This window comes from Streptomyces sp. S.PNR 29 (assembly GCF_030386795.1).
Lineage (GTDB): Bacteria > Actinomycetota > Actinomycetes > Streptomycetales > Streptomycetaceae > Streptomyces.
In genome coordinates this window covers 12,914-29,635 of the sequence record NZ_JANUQM010000018.1, presented here as the reverse complement: position 1 = coordinate 29,635, position 16,722 = coordinate 12,914, and the positions used below count along the sequence as shown (strand labels likewise).

Below are 16,722 nucleotides of genomic sequence, written 5' to 3'. Positions count from 1 at the left end.
GAGGCAGGGGCGCATGGCATCTGAACAAATGGCCGAGGACGCCAAGAACCTCGACGACACCGGCCCTCTGCCGCCGCCTCGCCCCCTCGATGCCATCGATCAGGACATCCTGCGCATGCTCCAGGCGGACGGCCGTGCCTCGATACGGTCGGTCGCCGAACGGGTGCACGTCTCTCGCGCGAACGCCTACGCGCGCATCAACCGGCTCATCGAGGACGGCGTCATCCGCGGCTTCGGCGCCCGCGTCAACCACGAGCGCGCGGGGCACAGCACCTCGGCGTACATCACCTTGAAGATCGTCCAGAACTCCTGGCGCACGGTGCGCGAACGGCTCAGACAGCTCCCCGGCGCCTCCCACATCTCCCTGGTGGGCGGCGACTTCGACGTACTGCTGCTGGTGCACGTGTCCGACAACAGGGCGCTGCGCGAGCTGGTCCTCACCCGGCTGCAGGCCATCCCCGAGGTGCTCAGCACACGGACGCTGCTGGTGTTCGAGGAGGAGGACCTGGACCCGGAGGGCTGATCTCAGTCCCTGCGGAGCCCGGAGAACACCAACCGCGCGACGGCGTCGGCCACTTCGCGCTCCCCCATGCCCCGCCCGTCCGGCCGGTACCACTCCACGATCGAGTTGACCATGCCGAAGACCAGTCGGGTGGCGAGCCGCATCTCCACATCGCCGCGTATGTCCCCGTCGGCCGACGCCTCCTTCATGAGTGCGGCGACCCGGTGGTCGAACTCGCGCCGCCGCTCCAGGGCCCACCGCTCGGTGTCCGTGTTGCCGCGCACCCGCAGCAGCAGCGTCACATACGGCAGTTCGGCGATGAGCACCTCGACCATGCGCCGCACGACGTACTCCAGACGCTCGGCGGCACGCCCCACGCGCGCGTGCTCCTCGTCCAGGATTCCGAAGAGACCGTCGAGGGCCCGGCTCACGGCCCGGCGCAGCAGTTCCTCCTTGCCGGCGATGTGGTGGTAGATCGACGACTTGGAGATGCCGGCCGCCTTGGAGAGGTGCTCCATGGAGGTGCCGTCGTAGCCGCGCTCGTTGAAGACCTGCACGGCGACGGAGAGCAGCGTCTCCGGGGTGTACGTGTCGCGCTTGGCGGTGGTCATGAGGGGCTGCCCTCCCGCTTGTCGGAGGCGTACGCGTGGCGGTAGAGCGCCAGGGACGGCGCGTAGCGTCCTGAGGGGTCGCGCAGATGCAGGTCGTCGAGGAGGGCGTACGCCCAGTTGCGGCCGAGTCTGCGGCTCCACTCGAAGGGACCGAGCGGGTAGTTGACGCCCAGGCGCATCGCGGTGTCGATGTCCTCCTCGGTGGCCACGCCCTTGGCGACGGCGTCGTGCGCCAGGTCGACGATCCGCGCGACCGTGCGGGCGACGATCATGCCGGGGACGTCGCCGATGACGCTGACGTGCTTGCCGAGCGCCTGGAACAGGCCGGTGGCCTCGGAGAGGGTCTGCGGGGAGGTGTCCTGGGAGGCGGCCAGGGCGATGCGGGTGGCCCTGCGGTAGTCGAGAGCGAGGTCGAAGTAGACGACGTCCCGGAACTCCACCGAGGTCTGGCCGTCGGCGAGGGCCAGCTGCCCGCCGCTCGGCAGCACCAGGCGTGTGCCGTGGTCCTCTGCCTCCTCGCGTACCGAGATACCGGCCTCGCGGATCAGCGCGAGCAGCTCGGAGGCGGGACCCAGATCGCCCTCGGCGACGACGTACGCGGGCGGTTCGGCCCGCTCCGCGGTGTGCGGCTCGGGGCGCTCGGCGCCGTCGGCGTAGTCGTACCAGCCCTGTCCGCTCTTGCGGCCGAGGCGGCCGGACTCGACCAGGCGGCGCTGGGCGAGGGACGGCGTGAAGCGCACGTCCTGGAAGAAGGACTGCCACACGGAGTGCGTGACGGACTCGTTGACGTCCTGCCCGATGAGGTCGGTCAGCTCGAAGGCGCCCATCCTGAAGCCGCCCGACTCGCGCAGGACGGCGTCGATGGTGGCGGGGTCGGCGGCGTGGGACTCGTAGACCGCGAAGGCCTCGGCGTAGAAGGGCCGTGCGATGCGGTTGACGATGAAGCCGGGGGTGTCCGCGCAGGCGACGGGGGTCTTGCCCCAGGCGCGGGCCGTCTCGTACGCGCGCGTGGCCGACGTGACGTCGGTGGCGAACCCGGAGACCACCTCGACCAGCGGCATCAGCGGCGCGGGGTTGAAGAAGTGCAGGCCCACGAAGCGGCCGGGGGTGTCGAGGGCGCCGCCGATGGCGGTGACGGACAGGGAGGAGGTGTTGGTGGCGAGGAGGCAGTCGTCGGCGACGATGCCCTCCAGCTCCCTCAGCAGCTCCTGCTTCACATCCAGCCGTTCGAGGACCGCCTCGACCACCAGGGAGCAGTCCGCGAGTGCGGCGAGGCTCTCGGCTGGCAGCAGGCGGGCCAGTGCGGCGTCCCGGTCGGCGGCGGTGAGCCGGTCCTTCTCGACGAGCCGGTCGAGGCGTGCGCCGATCGCCGCGGCCGCTTCGCGGGCGCGCCCCGGGGCGGCGTCGTACAGCCGCACGGGGTGCCCCGCGACCAGCGCGACCTGGGCGATGCCCTGGCCCATGGTGCCGGTGCCGACGACGGCCACGGGCCTGCTGAGGTCGAGTGCTGTCATGTGCGCGATCCTCCCGCACGGGGTTTTCCACAGATGCGGCGGTCCCCCTTGTCCCGACCGATCGTTCGGTTACTCTAACTCTGTCCGTCTGTTCCTGCCCAGGTTTCTGCCCAGGTCATGAGCTCGACGAAGAGTTCTTGAGACGAGGAGTTGGTCATCCATGACCGCCGCACTCACGGCGCACGAGCTGATCGCCCGGCACCGGCCCACCCTCGACCAGGCGCTGGAAGCGATCCGCACACGCGCGTACTGGTCCCCGCACCCCGAGCACCCCAAGGCCTACGGCGAGAACGGCAGCCTGGACGCGGCGGCGGGCAAGGCCGCCTTCGACGCTCTCCTCGGCACCCGCCTCGACCTCGGCCAGCCCGGCACGGACGACTGGGTGGGCGGCGAGGTCTCGCCGTACGGCATCGAGCTGGGCGTGACCTACCCCCATGCCGACATCGACGTCCTGCTGCCCGCCATGAAGGCCGGCCAGAAGGACTGGCGGGACGCGGGCGCGGAGACGCGCGCCATGGTCTGTCTGGAGATCCTCAAGCGGATCAGCGGCCGGACGCACGAGTTCGCGCACGCGGTCATGCACACCTCCGGCCAGGCGTTCATGATGGCGTTCCAGGCGGGCGGCCCGCACGCGCAGGACCGCGGCCTGGAAGCCGTGGCGTACGCGTACGTGGAGCAGGTCCGCACGCCCGGCACCGCGGAGTGGACCAAGCCGCAGGGCAAGCGCGACCCGTTGGCACTGACCAAGCAGTTCACGCCGGTCCCGCGCGGCATCGGCCTGGTGATCGGCTGCAACACCTTCCCGACGTGGAACGGCTACCCGGGCCTGTTCGCCTCCCTCGCCACCGGCAACGCGGTCCTGGTCAAGCCCCACCCGCGCGCGGTGCTCCCCCTCGCGCTCACGGTGCAGGTCGCCCGTGAGGTCCTCGCGGAGGCGGGCTTCGACCCGAACCTGGTGGCGCTGGCCGCCGAACGCCCCGGCGAGGGCATCGCCAAGACGCTGGCCACACGCCCGGAGATCCGGATCATCGACTACACGGGCTCCACGGCCTTCGGCGACTGGCTGGAGGCCAACGCCCGCCAGGCGCAGGTCTACACGGAGAAGGCCGGCGTCAACACGGTGATCGTGGAGTCGACCGACGACTACCAGGGGATGCTCGCCAACCTGGCGTTCTCCCTGTCCCTGTACAGCGGCCAGATGTGCACCACCCCGCAGAACCTGCTCATCCCCAGGGACGGCATCTCCACCGACGTGGGCCCCAAGTCCTTCGACGAGGTGGTCGCCGACCTCGCCAAGTCGGTGGACGGCCTCCTCGGCGACGACGCGCGCGCGAACGCCCTGCTCGGCGCCATCGTCAACCCGGACGTCAAGGCACGCCTGGAGGCCGCGGCGGGCCTCGGCGAGGTCGCCCTGGCCTCCCGGGAGATCAGCAACCCGGAGTTCCCGGGCGCGGTCGTCCGTTCGCCCGTGATCGTGAAGCTGGACGGCGCCAAGCCGGACGACGAGGCCGCCTACATGAGCGAGTGCTTCGGGCCGGTCTCCTTCGCCGTCGCCGTCGACTCCGCCCCGCACGCGGTGGAGGTGCTGCGGCGCAGCATCCGCGAGAAGGGCGCGATGACGGTGGGCGCGTACACCACCGACGCGGAGGTCGAGCAGTCCGTGCGGGAAGCCTGCCTGGAGGAGGCCGCCCAGCTGTCCCTGAACCTCACGGGCGGGGTGTACGTCAACCAGACGGCCGCCTTCTCCGACTTCCACGGCTCGGGAGGCAACCCGGCGGCCAACTCGGCCCTGTGCGACGGGGCGTTCGTGGCGAACCGGTTCCGGGTGGTGGAAGTGCGCCGGGAGGCCCAGGGGGCTTCCTAGGGGACGTGCCGCGCGCCCCCGGTGGCGCTCCAGTGGTACAGCGTCATGGCCACACTGGTCGCGAGGTTGTAGCTGGAGACCTGGGGGCGCATCGGCAGTGCCACCAGATGGTCGGCACGCGCGCGTAGCTCGGCCGACAGTCCGCTGCGCTCCGAGCCGAAGGCGAGCACCGCGTCGTCCGGCAGCTTCAGCCCCCGGATGTCCTCGCCCTCCGGGTCCAGGGCGAACATCGGCCCCGGCGGCAGCTCGTCGACGGCCAGCCGCTCCACGGCGGTGGCGAAGTGCAGCCCTGCCCCGCCGCGCACGACCGTGGGATGCCATGGGTCGAGGGTGCCGGTGGTGACCACGCCGGTCGCCCCGAACCCGGCGGCCAGCCGGATCACGGCCCCCGCGTTGCCGAGGTTGCGCGGATTGTCGAGGACGACGACGGGCGCGGTGCGGGGGGTGTGCGCCAGCCTCGTGAGGTGGTCCGCGCGGGAGGGCCGTACGGCCAGGGCGGCGACCCCGGTGGGATGCGGGCGCGGCACGAGACTCCGGTACGTCGCTTCCGGGACCTCGGTCAGGAGTGCGTCCAGGGCGTCTCGTACGTCCGGGGCCAGCTCGTCGGCGAGGGCGAGAGCGGCCCCGCGGTCGCCGGTGACCGCCACCGGGACCTCGGCACCGAAGCGCACCGCGTGCTTCAGGGCGTGGAAGCCGTCGAGCAGCACGGCGGTACCGGCGAGCCCGCGCCAGACGTGCAGAGGGTCCGTCATGACCTGAACCCTACGTGCGTGTGCCGGTCCTCCTCCGGGGCGCGCTGCTCCGCCGTACGGCCCCGGCCGGGAAACAGCTCTGCACGCGCGCGTGCCACCCAGCCACCCAGGCGGCGCAGGAACGACGTCGGCAGGAAGACCGCGTCGGCCGCGATCATCGCCAGCGAGAAGAACGGCAGCCCGAGGACCACGGCGATCACGGCGTGCTCGGTGATCATGGCGGCCAGCAGGACGTTCTTGACGCGGCGGTTGAACAGTGTGAAGGGGAAGGCGACCTGCACGATCACCGTCCCGTACGTCACCAGCATCACGACCGTGCCGCTGGAGGACAGCAGGTCGGCGAGCGCGGGCCAGGGGGAGAAGTAGTCCAGGTGCAGCGGGTAGTAGACGGCGGTGCCGTCCTGCCAGCGCGAGCCCTGGATCTTGTACCAGCCGGCGGTCGCGTAGATCAGACAGGCCTCGGCCATGATCACGAGCAGGGCGGCGTTGTGCACGATGATGGCGATGACGTCCAGCAGGATGCGCGGCTCGGCGCTCTTCGCCCTGCGCCCGACCACCCACCACAGGCCCTGCGCCAGCCACACGGCCCACAGCAGCGCCGGCACGAACCAGTCGCCGTCGAGGCGGCCCGCCAGGGTCACCGCGAGCAGCACGACCCCGAGCACCCCCCACAGGGCGGGTCCCGTCCGGTCGGCGCACCGCTCGCCACGCGCGCGTGCCCCCCGCGCGCGCCCGGCCCGGCGCGCGTCCAGCGACCACACCTGGCCGCAGCGCGTGAACACGAGGTAGACGGACATCAGGTGCAGGACGTTGTCGCCGCCGTCCCCCATGAAGATGCTGCGGTTCTGCAGCGAGAGCACGCCGACCATGAAGAGCACCGACATGGTGCGGGTGCGCCAGCCCAGCAGCATGAGGACGCTGGTCAGGACGGCGAGCGCGTAGACGGCTTCGAACCAGATCCGGCCGTCCGACCACATCAGCGCCGTGAACGCTCCGTTGGTCGCGACCAGCTGCTCGGCGAGATCCCAGCTCCAGGGGCCGTCGGGGCCGTACAGCTCCTGGCGGTGGGGCAGCTCCCGCAGCAGGAACAGCAGCCAGGTCGCGCTGAAGCCGATGCGGATCACGGCGGTCTGGTACGGACCGAGGGCGGACTCGGTGACGCGGGCGATGCCACGCGAGACGCACAGGGCGAACCGGTTCACGCGACTCCCCCCTTCGCCTCGTCGTCAGGTACCGACCACCACGACAGTTCGCGGTACACCGGCCGGTCCGAGACCTTCTCTCCGCTCCACTCGGGCGCCGGCACGTTGGTGGTACGTGAGCGGACCTGGACGCGCGCGACGACGCCACCGGGGCCGGCCGCGTCCTCCCGGTCCAGGCGCAGCACCGCGATGCGGCGGAGATACGTCTCGGCCAGCGCGCCGCGCAGCCCGACCGGACGGTTGTCGCCGTCGTGCGTGGCGAGGAAGAAGTCCCAGGCCCTGCGCAGTTCGTTCTGCTGGGAGTGGCTGGGCAGCAGATTGCCGTCGATGGCCCGGCCGTCCTGGGCGGACAGGTCGTACCAGCCGGTCGTCCGCGTGCCGCCGTCCGTCGTGCGCACCTGGGCGCGGACCTGGACGGCGATGTTCTGCTGCAGCGGGTTGGGTGCGAACAGCTTCCAGTTCTGCTCGAACTCCGGGTAGATCCACTCGTCGATCGCCTTGCCGTGCTGCTTGCTGATGGTGTTCACCGGGGCCACGTGCAGAAACGTCATGCCGAGGTGGACGCAGACGGCGATGGCGACGACCGCGAGAGCGAGCGCGGCGCCGATCTGGTAGCGCGGGGAGAGCGCGGCGACACCGGTGCGGGCCTCACCGGACAGGGGTATCTCGGGCGCGACGACCGGCCCACCTGGCTCGTCCGGCCCGTGCCGGGCGTCCGAGCCTGTGTCGTGCGCGTCCATTCCGCCCCGTTCCCCGGTCCGTCGTTCCACCCGCCCGGCCGCAGGGCGCCTCCTGTGCCCGTACGGACCGCCCCACGGCGCTCGCACGGGAACGGTACTCAGGCTGCCCACCCGCGCACAGCCCTTCTCCGCAGGCCGGGGCCGTGGCCGTCACCACACACGGTCGCGACCGGGCGCCGCTCGCGGCGGCCCGGGGGAGAAGGTCCCCTTTGTCCCCAGAGATGCCCCGCAGGTTGTCCACAGGGAGCCACCGCAGGTTATCCACAGCGGTTGACACCTCTCGGCGCCCGTCTCACCATGGAAACGCATGAACCGAACGATCGGTCGGGAGCGGGTTCCGAGCGAGCCCAGGTCGAGGGGGACCTCATGGCGACAGCAGCCGCGCAACAGACGCCCACCGTCCAGGCGCACCACGCCCGGGACGGGGCCGACGACACCACCGCATACGAGCGCGCCTTCGACGCCGCCGTAGCCGCGGACGAGCGCATCGAGCCCCGCGACTGGATGCCCGACGCCTACCGCGCGACGCTCGTCCGGCAGATCGCCCAGCACGCCCACTCCGAGATCATCGGCATGCAGCCGGAGGCCAACTGGATCACGCGCGCTCCCTCCCTGCGCCGCAAGGCCATCCTCATGGCCAAGGTCCAGGACGAGGCGGGACACGGCCTGTATCTGTACAGCGCCGCCGAGACCCTCGGCACCAGCCGCGACGAACTGCTCGACAAGCTGCACAGCGGCCGCCAGAAGTACTCCTCGATCTTCAACTACCCGACGCTGACCTGGGCGGACGTCGGCGCCATCGGCTGGCTGGTGGACGGCGCCGCGATCACCAACCAGGTGCCCCTGTGCCGCTGCTCGTACGGGCCGTACGCGCGCGCGATGATCCGCATCTGCAAGGAGGAGTCCTTCCACCAGCGCCAGGGCTATGAGCTGCTGCTCGCCCTCAGCCGTGGCACCCCGGAGCAGCACGCGATGGCCCAGGACGCCGTGAACCGCTGGTGGTGGCCCTCCCTGATGATGTTCGGCCCGCCCGACGACGCCTCGCAGCACTCCGCGCAGTCGATGGCCTGGAAGATCAAGCGGCACTCGAACGACGAGCTGCGCCAGCGCTTCGTCGACATCTGCGTCCCCCAGGCCGAGACCCTCGGCCTCACCCTCCCCGACCCGGACCTGAAGTGGAACGAGGAACGGGGGCACTACGACTTCGGCCCGATCGACTGGACGGAGTTCTGGGAGGTGCTCAAGGGCAACGGCCCGTGCAACGAACAGCGGATGACCCAGCGCAGGCGGGCCCACGACGAGGGCGCGTGGGTACGGGAGGCGGCCGCGGCGTACGCGGCCAAGCACAGCGGTGCGACACAGCGCACCGGCGAGACGGGAGCGAGCTGAGCATGACCGACACCGACTGGCCTCTGTGGGAGGTCTTCGTGCGCTCGCGCCGCGGCCTGTCCCACACCCACGCCGGCAGCCTGCACGCACCGGACGCGGAACTGGCCCTGCGCAACGCCCGCGACCTGTACACCCGCCGCGGCGAGGGCGTCTCCATCTGGGTCGTGCCGTCCTCCGCGATCACGGCGTCCTCCCCCGACGAGAAGGACCCGTTCTTCGAACCGGCCGCCGACAAGCCCTACCGCCACCCGACGTTCTACGAGATCCCGGAGGGGGTGAAGCACCTGTGACCACACCCGAGACGACCACGGTCCCGGCCACCGCCGCCCTCGCCCTCGGCGACGACGCGCTGGTGCTCTCCCACCGCCTGGGAGAGTGGGCGGGCCACGCCCCCGTCCTGGAGGAGGAGGTCGCCCTCGCCAACATCGCCCTCGACCTGCTGGGCCAGGCCCGGGTGCTGCTGTCGTTGGCCGGCGACGAGGACGAACTGGCGTACCTGCGCGAGGAGCGCGCCTTCCGCAACCTCCAGCTGGTCGAACAGCCGAACGGCGACTTCGCCCACACCATCGCCCGCCAGCTGTACTTCTCCACCTACCAGCACCTGCTGTACGCGGCACTCGCCGCCGGGGACGGCCCCTTCGCGCCCCTCGCCGCGAAGGCCGTCAAGGAGGTCGCCTACCACCGCGACCACGCCGAGCAGTGGACCCTGCGGCTCGGTGACGGCACAGACGTCAGCCATGAGCGCATGCAGCGGGCGTGCACGGCGCTGTGGCGGTTCACCGGCGAGATGTTCCAGCCGGTGGACGGCATCGACGTCGACTGGTCCGGGCTGGAGTCGGCCTGGCTGGAAACCGTCGGAGACGTGCTGCGCCGGGCCACCCTGGCGGTGCCCGAGGGGGCGAGGTCGGGGGCGTGGACGGCCGGCGCGGGCCGTCAGGGTCTGCACACCGAGCCGTTCGGGCGGATGCTCGCCGAGATGCAGCACCTGCACCGCAGCCACCCGGGGGCGTCATGGTGACGACGACTCCGCTGGAGGCGGAACTCCTCGACATCGCCGGCGCGGTGCCCGACCCCGAGCTGCCCGTGCTCACCCTGCAGGAGCTGGGCGTGCTCCGCGCGGTGCACGTCCACGGCGCGGACACCGTCGAGGTCGAGCTGACCCCGACGTACACCGGGTGCCCGGCGATCGAGGCGATGTCCCTGGACATAGAGCGGGCGCTGCGCGACCACGGCATGCGCGAGGTCACGGTCCGCACGGTCCTGACGCCCCCCTGGTCGACGGACGACATCACCGCCGAGGGGCGGCGCAAGCTGAGGGAGTTCGGCATAGCACCGCCGCGTGTACAGCAGGCGACCGGACCGGTCCCCGTGGCACTGGGACCGACGCGCAGCCTGACCACGGGTCAGGACCCCGTCCGCTGCCCGCACTGCGGATCCGCCGACACCGAGATGCTCAGCCGCTTCTCCTCCACCGCCTGCAAGGCACTGCGGCGCTGTCTGTCGTGCCGTGAACCGTTCGACCACTTCAAGGAGTTGTGATGGCCCGCTTCCACCGGCTCCGGGTGGCCGCGGTCGACCGGCTCACCGACGACTCCGTGGCCCTCACCCTCGCCGTGCCTCCGGAACTGCGCGAGGAATACCGCCACATCCCGGGCCAGCACCTCGCCCTGCGACGCACGGCCGACGGGCAGGAGATACGGCGCACGTACTCGATCTGCTCCCCGGCACCGGACGGCGAAGGTCCCCGGGAGCTGCGGGTCGGGGTGCGGCTGGTCGAGGGCGGCGCCTTCTCGGCGTACGCCCTGAAGGAGATCAACGTCGGAGACGAACTGGAGGTCATGACCCCGGCCGGCCGTTTCACGCTCCGGCCCGCGCCCGGCCTGTACGCGGCGATCGTCGGAGGCAGCGGCATCACCCCGGTGCTGTCCATCGTCTCCACCCTGCTGGCCCGCGAGCCCGGGGCCCGGTTCTGTCTGATACGCAGCGACCGGACGTCCGCCTCGACGATGTTCCTGGAGGAGGTCGCCGACCTCAAGGACCGCTACCCGGAGCGGCTGCAGCTGGTGACGGTGCTGTCGCGGGAGGAACAGCAGGCGGGGCTGCCGTCCGGGCGGCTCGACCGGGAGCGGCTGACCGGGCTGCTGCCGGCGCTGCTGCCGGTGGAGCAGGTGGACGGTTGGTTCCTGTGCGGGCCGTTCGGGCTGGTGCAGCAGGCCGAACGGGCGCTGCGCGGGCTGGGGGTGGCCCGGACCCGCATCCATGAGGAGATCTTCCATGTGGATGCCGGCACGGCCCTCGCCCCGACGTCCCCCACCCCCGCGCACAGCACGGTGACCGCCCGGCTCGACGGCCGCGGCGGGACCTGGCCGGTGCGGGACGGCGAGTCGCTGCTGGAGACGGTGCTGCGCAACCGGCCCGACGCGCCCTACGCCTGCAAGGGCGGGGTGTGCGGGACCTGCCGGGCCTTCCTGGTCTCGGGCGAGGTCCGGATGGACCGCAACTTCGCACTGGAGCCCGAGGAGACGGAGGCCGGGTATGTGCTGGCGTGCCAGTCGCATCCGGTGACGGAGAAGGTGGAGCTGGACTTCGACAGGTGAGCCGGCGCCCGCCGCCCGTTCGCTTCCCGCCCGTTCGCTTCCCGCCGTTCCTTCCCCGCCGTTCCCTTCTTCTAGAACCTGTTCTATCTTGACGGGCCGTCAGCTCAACGGACCCGCCGGAGGGACAGGACCGTGGACTTCACCTTCACCGAGGAGCAGCAGGCGGCGGCCGAGGCGGCGAAGGGCGTGTTCGCCGGGGTCGCACCCGACGGAGTGCCCAGTCCCGCGCTCACCCCGGGCGCCGTGGCCGACGGCTTCGACCGCGCGCTGTGGACCAGGCTCGCCCACGCGGACCTGCTGAGCCTGCTGCTCGATGAGGAGTACGGCGGGGCGGGCCTGGACGCCATCGCCCTGTGCCTGGTGCTGCGGGAGTCGGCGAGGGGCCTGGCGCGGGTGCCGCTGCTGGAGAGCAGCGCGGCCACGGCGGCCGTACAGGCTTACGGCGGCGACGAGTTGAAGACGGCACTGCTCGCGCGGGCGGGCCGGGGCGAGGTCGTGCTGACCCTCGCCGCGCACGGCCGCACCGGCCACGACCCGGCCGAACGCGCCGTGACCGCACGGCAGGAGGACGGCACGTGGGTACTGGACGGGGCGCAGACGGCGGTGCCGTGGGTGTACGACGCCGACATCACGCTCGTCCCCGCGCACACGGCGGCCGACCGGACCGTCCTCGCCCTGATCCCGCGCGGCCACGACGGCGTCGTCCTCGCCGAGCAGATCTCGACCACCGGTGAGCGACTCGGCGAACTGCGCCTGCAGTCCGCGCGGATCGCGGACCGTGACGTCATCGACGCCGACGGGGCATGGGAGTGGCTGCGGGACCTGCTGACGACCGGGACGTGTGCGCTGGCGCTCGGGCTCGGGGAGCAGGTCCTGCGGATGACGAGCGAGTACACCGGCAAACGGGAGCAGTTCGGCCACCCCCTCGCCACCTTCCAGGCCGTGGCCGTGCAGGCCGCCGACCGCTATATCGACCTGCGCGCGATGGAGGCCACGCTGTGGCAGGCCGCCTGGCGGATCAGCTCGGGGGCGCCGGGCGCGTTGCCCGCCTCGGGGGATGTCGCCGTCGCCAAGATCTGGGCCGCGGAGGGCGTACGACGGGTGGTGCAGACGGCGCAGCATCTGCACGGCGGGTTCGGAGCCGACGTCGACTACCCCCTGCACCGGTACCACGCCTGGGCCAAGCACCTGGAGCTGTCACTCGGCCCGGCCGCGGCACACGAGGAGGCCCTGGGCGACCTGCTGGCAGCCCATCCACTGGGCTGACCCAGGAAAGCGGCGCGCCCTACAGGACGTACCCGGTCTCGCCCTTGTCGTTCACGACGGGGCGGCCCGCGGCTGCCCACACCTGCATACCACCGTCGACGTTCACGGCGTCGATGCCCTGCTGGACCAGGTACATGGTCACCTGCGCCGAACGCCCGCCGGAGCGGCAGATCACATGCACCCGGCCGTCCTGCGGCGCCGCCTCGGTCAGCTCGCCGTACCGGGCCACGAACTCACTGATGGGGACGTGCAGAGCCCCGGCGGCGTGGCCCGCCTGCCACTCGTCGTCCTCGCGGACGTCCAGCAGGAAGTCGCCGTCCTTGAGGTCCGTGACCTCGACCGTGGGCACACCAGCTCCAAAACTCATGCCCCCGACGCTACCCGACCGGACCCACGGCACAGCCGCCCACCGCGGTGCGCCGCCCACCGCACGGACCGCTCACGCACGCCGGCCACGCACCATCGGCTCCGCTCAGGTCTGCCCCAGCAGCGCCGCCAGCTCCGCCTCACGCTCGCTGACCTGTGCCGTCAGCTGTTCGGCGATCTCGTCCAGGAGGCGGTCGGGGTCCTCGGGGGCGAGCCGGAGCATCGCGCCGATCGCGCTTTCCTCCAGTTCCTTCGCCAGGAGTGACAGCAGCTCCTTGCGCTGGGCCAGCCATTCGAGGCGGGCGTAGAGCTCCTCCGCACGGCTCGGGCCCTGCTCCTTCGGCTTCGGGCCGGCCGCCCACTCCTCGGCCAGCTCCCGCAGCTCCACCTCGTCACCGCGGGCGTAGGCGGCGTTGACCCGGGTGATGAACTCCTCGCGCCGGATCCGCTCGCTCTCCTCCTGCGCCAGGTCGGGGTGGGCCTTGCGGGCCAGCTCCCGGTAGAGCTTGCGGGCCTCCTCACTGGGCCGCACCCGCTCCGGGGGCCGTACCGCCTGGTCCGTGAGCATCGCCGAGGCCTCCGGGAACAGACCGCCCCCGTCCATCCAGCCGTGCAGCAGCTCCTCGACCCCGGGGATCGGCATCAGACGGGCCCGCGCCTCGTCCGCGCGGCGCCGGTCCTCGGGGTCGCCGGTGCGTGCGGCCCTGGCCTCCAGGATCTGCGCGTCCAGCTCCTCCAGGCGCGCGTACATGGGACCGAGTCTCTGTTCGTGCAGCCGCGAGAAGTTCTCGACCTCCACACGGAAGGTCTCCACCGCGATCTCGTACTCGATGAGGGCGTGCTCGGCGGCCCGCACGGCCTGCTCCAGCCGCTCCTCGGGCCGCGGCGCACCACTGTCGGGCGCCACCCGCTCCTCACCGGCGCCGCCACCACCCTGCTCAGCTTCCGGGGTCGTCACCCGACCAGCGTAGGCCACGGCTCACACGCCGCCGCACGCTGATCGCCATGCCTGGGGCCCTCCCCCCCTCCCCCCTCCCCCTCCCTCCCCCGCCCCCAGCAAGCCCCACCAAGCAGCCCCCCTCACACCCCCATCTCAGCCGCAACCCGCCCAGCGCGAACGGCAGCCACCAGCGCCGCGTGGTCGGCCTCCGTGCGGTCGGCGTAGGTGACGGCGAAGGTGGCCACCGCCTCATCCAGTTCCTCGTTCTTCCCGCAGTAGCCGGCGATGAGGCGCGGGTCGGCGCTGTGGGAGTGGGCGCGGGCCAGGAGAGCGCCGGTCATGCGGGCGTAGTCGTCCATCTGGTCGGCGGCCAGGGCGGCCGGGTCGACGCTGCCCTTGCGGTTGCGGAACTGGCGTACCTGGAAGGGCCGTCCGTCGACCGTCGTCCAGCCCAGCAGGATGTCGCTGACGACCTGCATGCGCTTCTGGCCCAGGACCACGCGGCGGCCCTCGTGCTCCACCTCGGGAGTTTCGAAGCCGGCGGTCGCCAGATGCGGCACCAGCGCCGAGGGGCGGGCCTCCTTCACCTGGAGCACGAGCGGTTCGCCACGGTGGTCCAGGAGGAGGACCACGTACGACCGGGCGCCCACGCTGCCCGTGCCGACTATGCGGAACGCCACGTCATGGACCGTGTGCCGGGCCAGCAGCGGGAGCCGGTCCTCCGAAAGTGAGGTCAGGTACTGCTCCAGGGACGAGGCGACCGCCGCCGCCTCCGCGTCCGGGATGCGGCGCAGCACCGGCGGGGCGTCGACGAAGCGGCGTCCGCCGTCCTGGGTCGCCTCGGTCGACCTGGCGGCGAAGCGGCCGCTGGTGTTGGCCCGTGCCTTCTCGGAGACCCGCTCCAGCGTGCCGAGCAGGTCGTGGGCGTCGGTGTGGGAGACGAGTTCCTCGTCCGCTATGGCGTTCCACGCGTCCAGCACGGGGAGTTTGGCCAGCAGCCGCATGGTGCGGCGGTAGGCGCCCACCGCGTCGTGGGCGGCCTTGCGGCAGATGTCCTCGTCCGCGCCGGCCTCGCGGGCCGCGAGGACCAGTGAGGCAGCGAGTCGCTTGAGGTCCCACTCCCAGGGGCCGTGGACGGTCTCGTCGAAGTCGTTCAGGTCGATGACGAGGCCGCCGCGCGCGTCGCCGTACAGGCCGAAGTTGGCCGCGTGCGCGTCGCCGCAGATCTGGGCGCGGATCCGGGTCATGGGGGTGCGCGCCAGGTCGTACGCCATCAGGCCCGCCGCGCCGCGCAGGAAGGCGAAGGGCGTGGCTGCCATCCGGCCGACCCTTATGGGGGTGAGTTCGGGGATCCGGCCGCGGTTGGACTCCTCCACCGCGTGCACGGCGTCGGGCCGGGCGGCGTCCAGGTCGAGGGCGGCATGCGCGCTGCGGGGGACCCGCTTGCGCAGTGCCTTCCCCTCGTCCTTGGGCGAGCCCTCGGCCGGCCACCCGGCGAAGCCCCGCACCTGCGGCAGCCGGCGCGCCTGCACGGCTCCGTCCGACGCCTCCCGGGTCGGGCCCGCGCCTGTCTCCGCCGGCCTCGCACCGTCCTCGCTCACAGTGACCGCCTCCCCCGCACGTGCACGAACATCAACTCGTGCCGACGGTACAGCCGACGGGCGAAATCGCGTCAGGCCCTGTGGACAACTCCAGGGCTGTGGACAACCCCTGCCGGCCGCCAGGCATCGCGGTCAGCAACCGGCCCCGCGTTCCCCGTCCGGCAGGTACTTCTTCGCCCACTCCTTGAGCTCTCCCAGCGCGGGCTTCAGCGCGGCCCCCGCCTCCGTCAGCCGGTAGGAGACCCGTAGTGGCGGTCCCTCGTCGACCTCCCGCACCACCAGCCCGGCCGCGCCGAGCTCGGTGAGCCGGTCGGACAGCATGCGCTCGCTGATGCCGGGGATCGCCCTGCGGAGGTTCACGAAGTACGCGGGGCCCTCGGTCAGGACGGACACGATCGGGCCCGTCCAGCGCTTTCCGAGCAGCTGGAAGACGCGTGTGATGCCGCCGTCCACCCGCTTGCACACAGCCGCGTCGTGATTTTGCTCGAGCGCCATGCCCTCAGCGTACTGCTTCGCCGTATGGGGATGAAAAAAAGTAAGTAGCTGTGCTATCCATAGTCGAGTACGGATTCTTAGCAAAGGTCCGTCACAGCAACAAGGCTCGTCACAGCAACAGGACTCGTCACAACCACTGGATCCGTCACAGCCGCCGGACCCTCAGCCCACCTCTCACCTGGAGAACCCCATGGCCACGCTCCTGCACATCGACTCGTCCGTCTTCCCCGCCGCCGCCTCCGCGTCCCGCGCCGTCACCGACGCCTTCCGCCGGACCTGGGAGGAACAACACCCGGAGGGCACGGTGATCTACCGCGATCTCGCCGCGCAGCCCGTCCCGCACATCACCGCCGACGCCCACACGGCCGGCTTCTCCGATCCGGCGACGCACACGCCTGAGCAGGCGGCGGCCTTCGCCGAGCGGGTGCGGCTGATAGAGGAGCTGGAGCAGGCGGACGCGGTCCTGATCGGCGCGCCGATGTACAACTTCTCGGTCCCCTCGACCCTCAAGGCCTGGCTGGACAACGTGCTGCTCATCGGCCGTACCGCCATGACCGAGGACTCCAAGGTCAAGGGCACCCCGGTCACCGTCGTCGCGAGCCGGGGCGGCTCCTACGCGCCGGGCACCCCGCGTGAGTCCTACGAATACGTGCAGAACTACCTGAAGGCGATCTTCGCCGACACCCTCGGCACCGAGCTCGACTTCATCGTCCCGGAGCTCACCATGGCCCCGCACAACCCGGAGATGGCCCAGCTGGTCCCGCTCTTCGAGGCCTCCCGGGAACGGGCCCTGGAGGACGCCGCCGCCAAGGCCAAGAAGCTGGCACAGCGCTTCGCCGCGTAGGCCCGCCCGGCGGGGAACAGGGTGTGGTTGTCCTCACCT

At 71.7% G+C, this 16,722-nt stretch carries 18 protein-coding genes; 9 read left to right on the top strand and 9 right to left on the bottom strand.

The window, feature by feature from the left end:
• Window positions 1-13: 13 nt before the first annotated feature.
• Complete coding sequence (locus NW895_RS36315; RefSeq protein ID WP_289941146.1) at window positions 14-523, top strand: Lrp/AsnC family transcriptional regulator; 510 nt, start codon at window positions 14-16, stop codon at window positions 521-523.
• A gap of 2 nt (window positions 524-525) precedes the next feature.
• Here the strand turns inward: NW895_RS36315 and NW895_RS36310 are convergent, their stop codons facing one another.
• Together NW895_RS36310 and NW895_RS36305 are read right to left on the bottom strand one after the other, a co-directional pair.
• Window positions 526-1,113, bottom strand: coding sequence for a TetR/AcrR family transcriptional regulator (locus NW895_RS36310; protein WP_289941145.1), 588 nt, complete (start codon window positions 1,111-1,113; stop codon window positions 526-528).
• Complete coding sequence (locus tag NW895_RS36305) at window positions 1,110-2,627, bottom strand: 3-hydroxyacyl-CoA dehydrogenase (RefSeq protein WP_289941144.1); 1,518 nt, start codon at window positions 2,625-2,627, stop codon at window positions 1,110-1,112. Before NW895_RS36305 ends, NW895_RS36310 begins: the two co-directional genes overlap by 4 nt.
• A 160-nt stretch (window positions 2,628-2,787) precedes the next feature.
• Between NW895_RS36305 and paaN the strand changes: the two genes are divergently transcribed.
• Window positions 2,788-4,491 (top strand): phenylacetic acid degradation protein PaaN, encoded by a 1,704-nt coding sequence (gene paaN, locus NW895_RS36300; protein WP_289941143.1) that lies wholly within the window; start codon window positions 2,788-2,790, stop codon window positions 4,489-4,491.
• Here paaN and NW895_RS36295 read toward each other — a convergent pair.
• From NW895_RS36295 to NW895_RS36285, 3 genes are read right to left on the bottom strand one after another with little or no spacing between them, the layout of a single operon-like run.
• Window positions 4,488-5,243, bottom strand: a complete 756-nt coding sequence (locus tag NW895_RS36295) for a TrmH family RNA methyltransferase (RefSeq protein WP_289941142.1) — start codon at window positions 5,241-5,243, stop codon at window positions 4,488-4,490. The two genes, paaN and NW895_RS36295, sit on opposite strands and share 4 nt — an antisense overlap.
• Complete coding sequence (locus NW895_RS36290) at window positions 5,240-6,445, bottom strand: HTTM domain-containing protein (RefSeq protein WP_289941141.1); 1,206 nt, start codon at window positions 6,443-6,445, stop codon at window positions 5,240-5,242. The genes NW895_RS36295 and NW895_RS36290 overlap by 4 nt, the downstream gene beginning before the upstream one ends.
• Entirely contained in the window at window positions 6,442-7,185 is a 744-nt protein-coding gene (locus NW895_RS36285) for a DUF5819 family protein (protein ID WP_289941140.1), read from the bottom strand. Before NW895_RS36285 ends, NW895_RS36290 begins: the two co-directional genes overlap by 4 nt.
• A 366-nt stretch (window positions 7,186-7,551) precedes the next feature.
• Here NW895_RS36285 and paaA point away from each other — a divergent pair, with 366 nt between their 5' ends.
• From paaA to NW895_RS36255, 6 genes are all read left to right on the top strand, one after another.
• A complete protein-coding gene (gene paaA, locus NW895_RS36280) occupies window positions 7,552-8,574 on the top strand; it encodes a 1,2-phenylacetyl-CoA epoxidase subunit PaaA (RefSeq protein WP_289941139.1) in 1,023 nt (340 codons plus the stop codon).
• Window positions 8,575-8,576: 2 nt separating this feature from the next.
• Window positions 8,577-8,864 (top strand): 1,2-phenylacetyl-CoA epoxidase subunit PaaB, encoded by a 288-nt coding sequence (gene paaB / locus NW895_RS36275; protein ID WP_289941138.1) that lies wholly within the window; start codon window positions 8,577-8,579, stop codon window positions 8,862-8,864.
• Window positions 8,861-9,592, top strand: a complete 732-nt coding sequence (gene paaC / locus NW895_RS36270) for a 1,2-phenylacetyl-CoA epoxidase subunit PaaC (protein ID WP_289941137.1) — start codon at window positions 8,861-8,863, stop codon at window positions 9,590-9,592. Before paaB ends, paaC begins: the two co-directional genes overlap by 4 nt.
• Complete coding sequence (gene paaD, locus NW895_RS36265; protein ID WP_289941136.1) at window positions 9,586-10,113, top strand: 1,2-phenylacetyl-CoA epoxidase subunit PaaD; 528 nt, start codon at window positions 9,586-9,588, stop codon at window positions 10,111-10,113. Before paaC ends, paaD begins: the two co-directional genes overlap by 7 nt.
• Window positions 10,113-11,171 (top strand): 2Fe-2S iron-sulfur cluster-binding protein, encoded by a 1,059-nt coding sequence (locus NW895_RS36260; protein WP_289941135.1) that lies wholly within the window; start codon window positions 10,113-10,115, stop codon window positions 11,169-11,171. Before paaD ends, NW895_RS36260 begins: the two co-directional genes overlap by 1 nt.
• A gap of 132 nt (window positions 11,172-11,303) precedes the next feature.
• Complete coding sequence (locus NW895_RS36255) at window positions 11,304-12,437, top strand: acyl-CoA dehydrogenase family protein (protein WP_289941134.1); 1,134 nt, start codon at window positions 11,304-11,306, stop codon at window positions 12,435-12,437.
• 19 nt (window positions 12,438-12,456) lie between these two features.
• On the opposite strand, the gene NW895_RS36250 is transcribed toward NW895_RS36255, so the two are convergent.
• The 4 genes from NW895_RS36250 to NW895_RS36235 all read right to left on the bottom strand — a co-directional run bounded on the left by NW895_RS36250 (window position 12,457) and on the right by NW895_RS36235 (window position 15,839).
• Complete coding sequence (locus NW895_RS36250) at window positions 12,457-12,786, bottom strand: rhodanese-like domain-containing protein (protein ID WP_289941313.1); 330 nt, start codon at window positions 12,784-12,786, stop codon at window positions 12,457-12,459.
• A 123-nt stretch (window positions 12,787-12,909) separates the two neighbouring features.
• Complete coding sequence (locus NW895_RS36245; RefSeq protein WP_289941312.1) at window positions 12,910-13,710, bottom strand: hypothetical protein; 801 nt, start codon at window positions 13,708-13,710, stop codon at window positions 12,910-12,912.
• Window positions 13,711-13,883: 173 nt separating this feature from the next.
• On the bottom strand, window positions 13,884-15,275 hold the full coding sequence (locus NW895_RS36240; protein ID WP_289941311.1) for a DUF2252 domain-containing protein: 1,392 nt from the start codon (window positions 15,273-15,275) through the stop codon (window positions 13,884-13,886).
• A 201-nt stretch (window positions 15,276-15,476) separates the two neighbouring features.
• Window positions 15,477-15,839 carry a helix-turn-helix domain-containing protein gene (locus NW895_RS36235; RefSeq protein WP_289941133.1) on the bottom strand — a complete coding sequence of 121 codons (363 nt, stop codon included), beginning with the start codon at window positions 15,837-15,839 and terminating at the stop codon, window positions 15,477-15,479.
• 190 nt (window positions 15,840-16,029) lie between these two features.
• Here NW895_RS36235 and NW895_RS36230 point away from each other — a divergent pair, with 190 nt between their 5' ends.
• Window positions 16,030-16,683 carry an NAD(P)H-dependent oxidoreductase gene (locus tag NW895_RS36230; protein WP_289941132.1) on the top strand — a complete coding sequence of 218 codons (654 nt, stop codon included), beginning with the start codon at window positions 16,030-16,032 and terminating at the stop codon, window positions 16,681-16,683.
• Window positions 16,684-16,722: the final 39 nt, after the last annotated feature.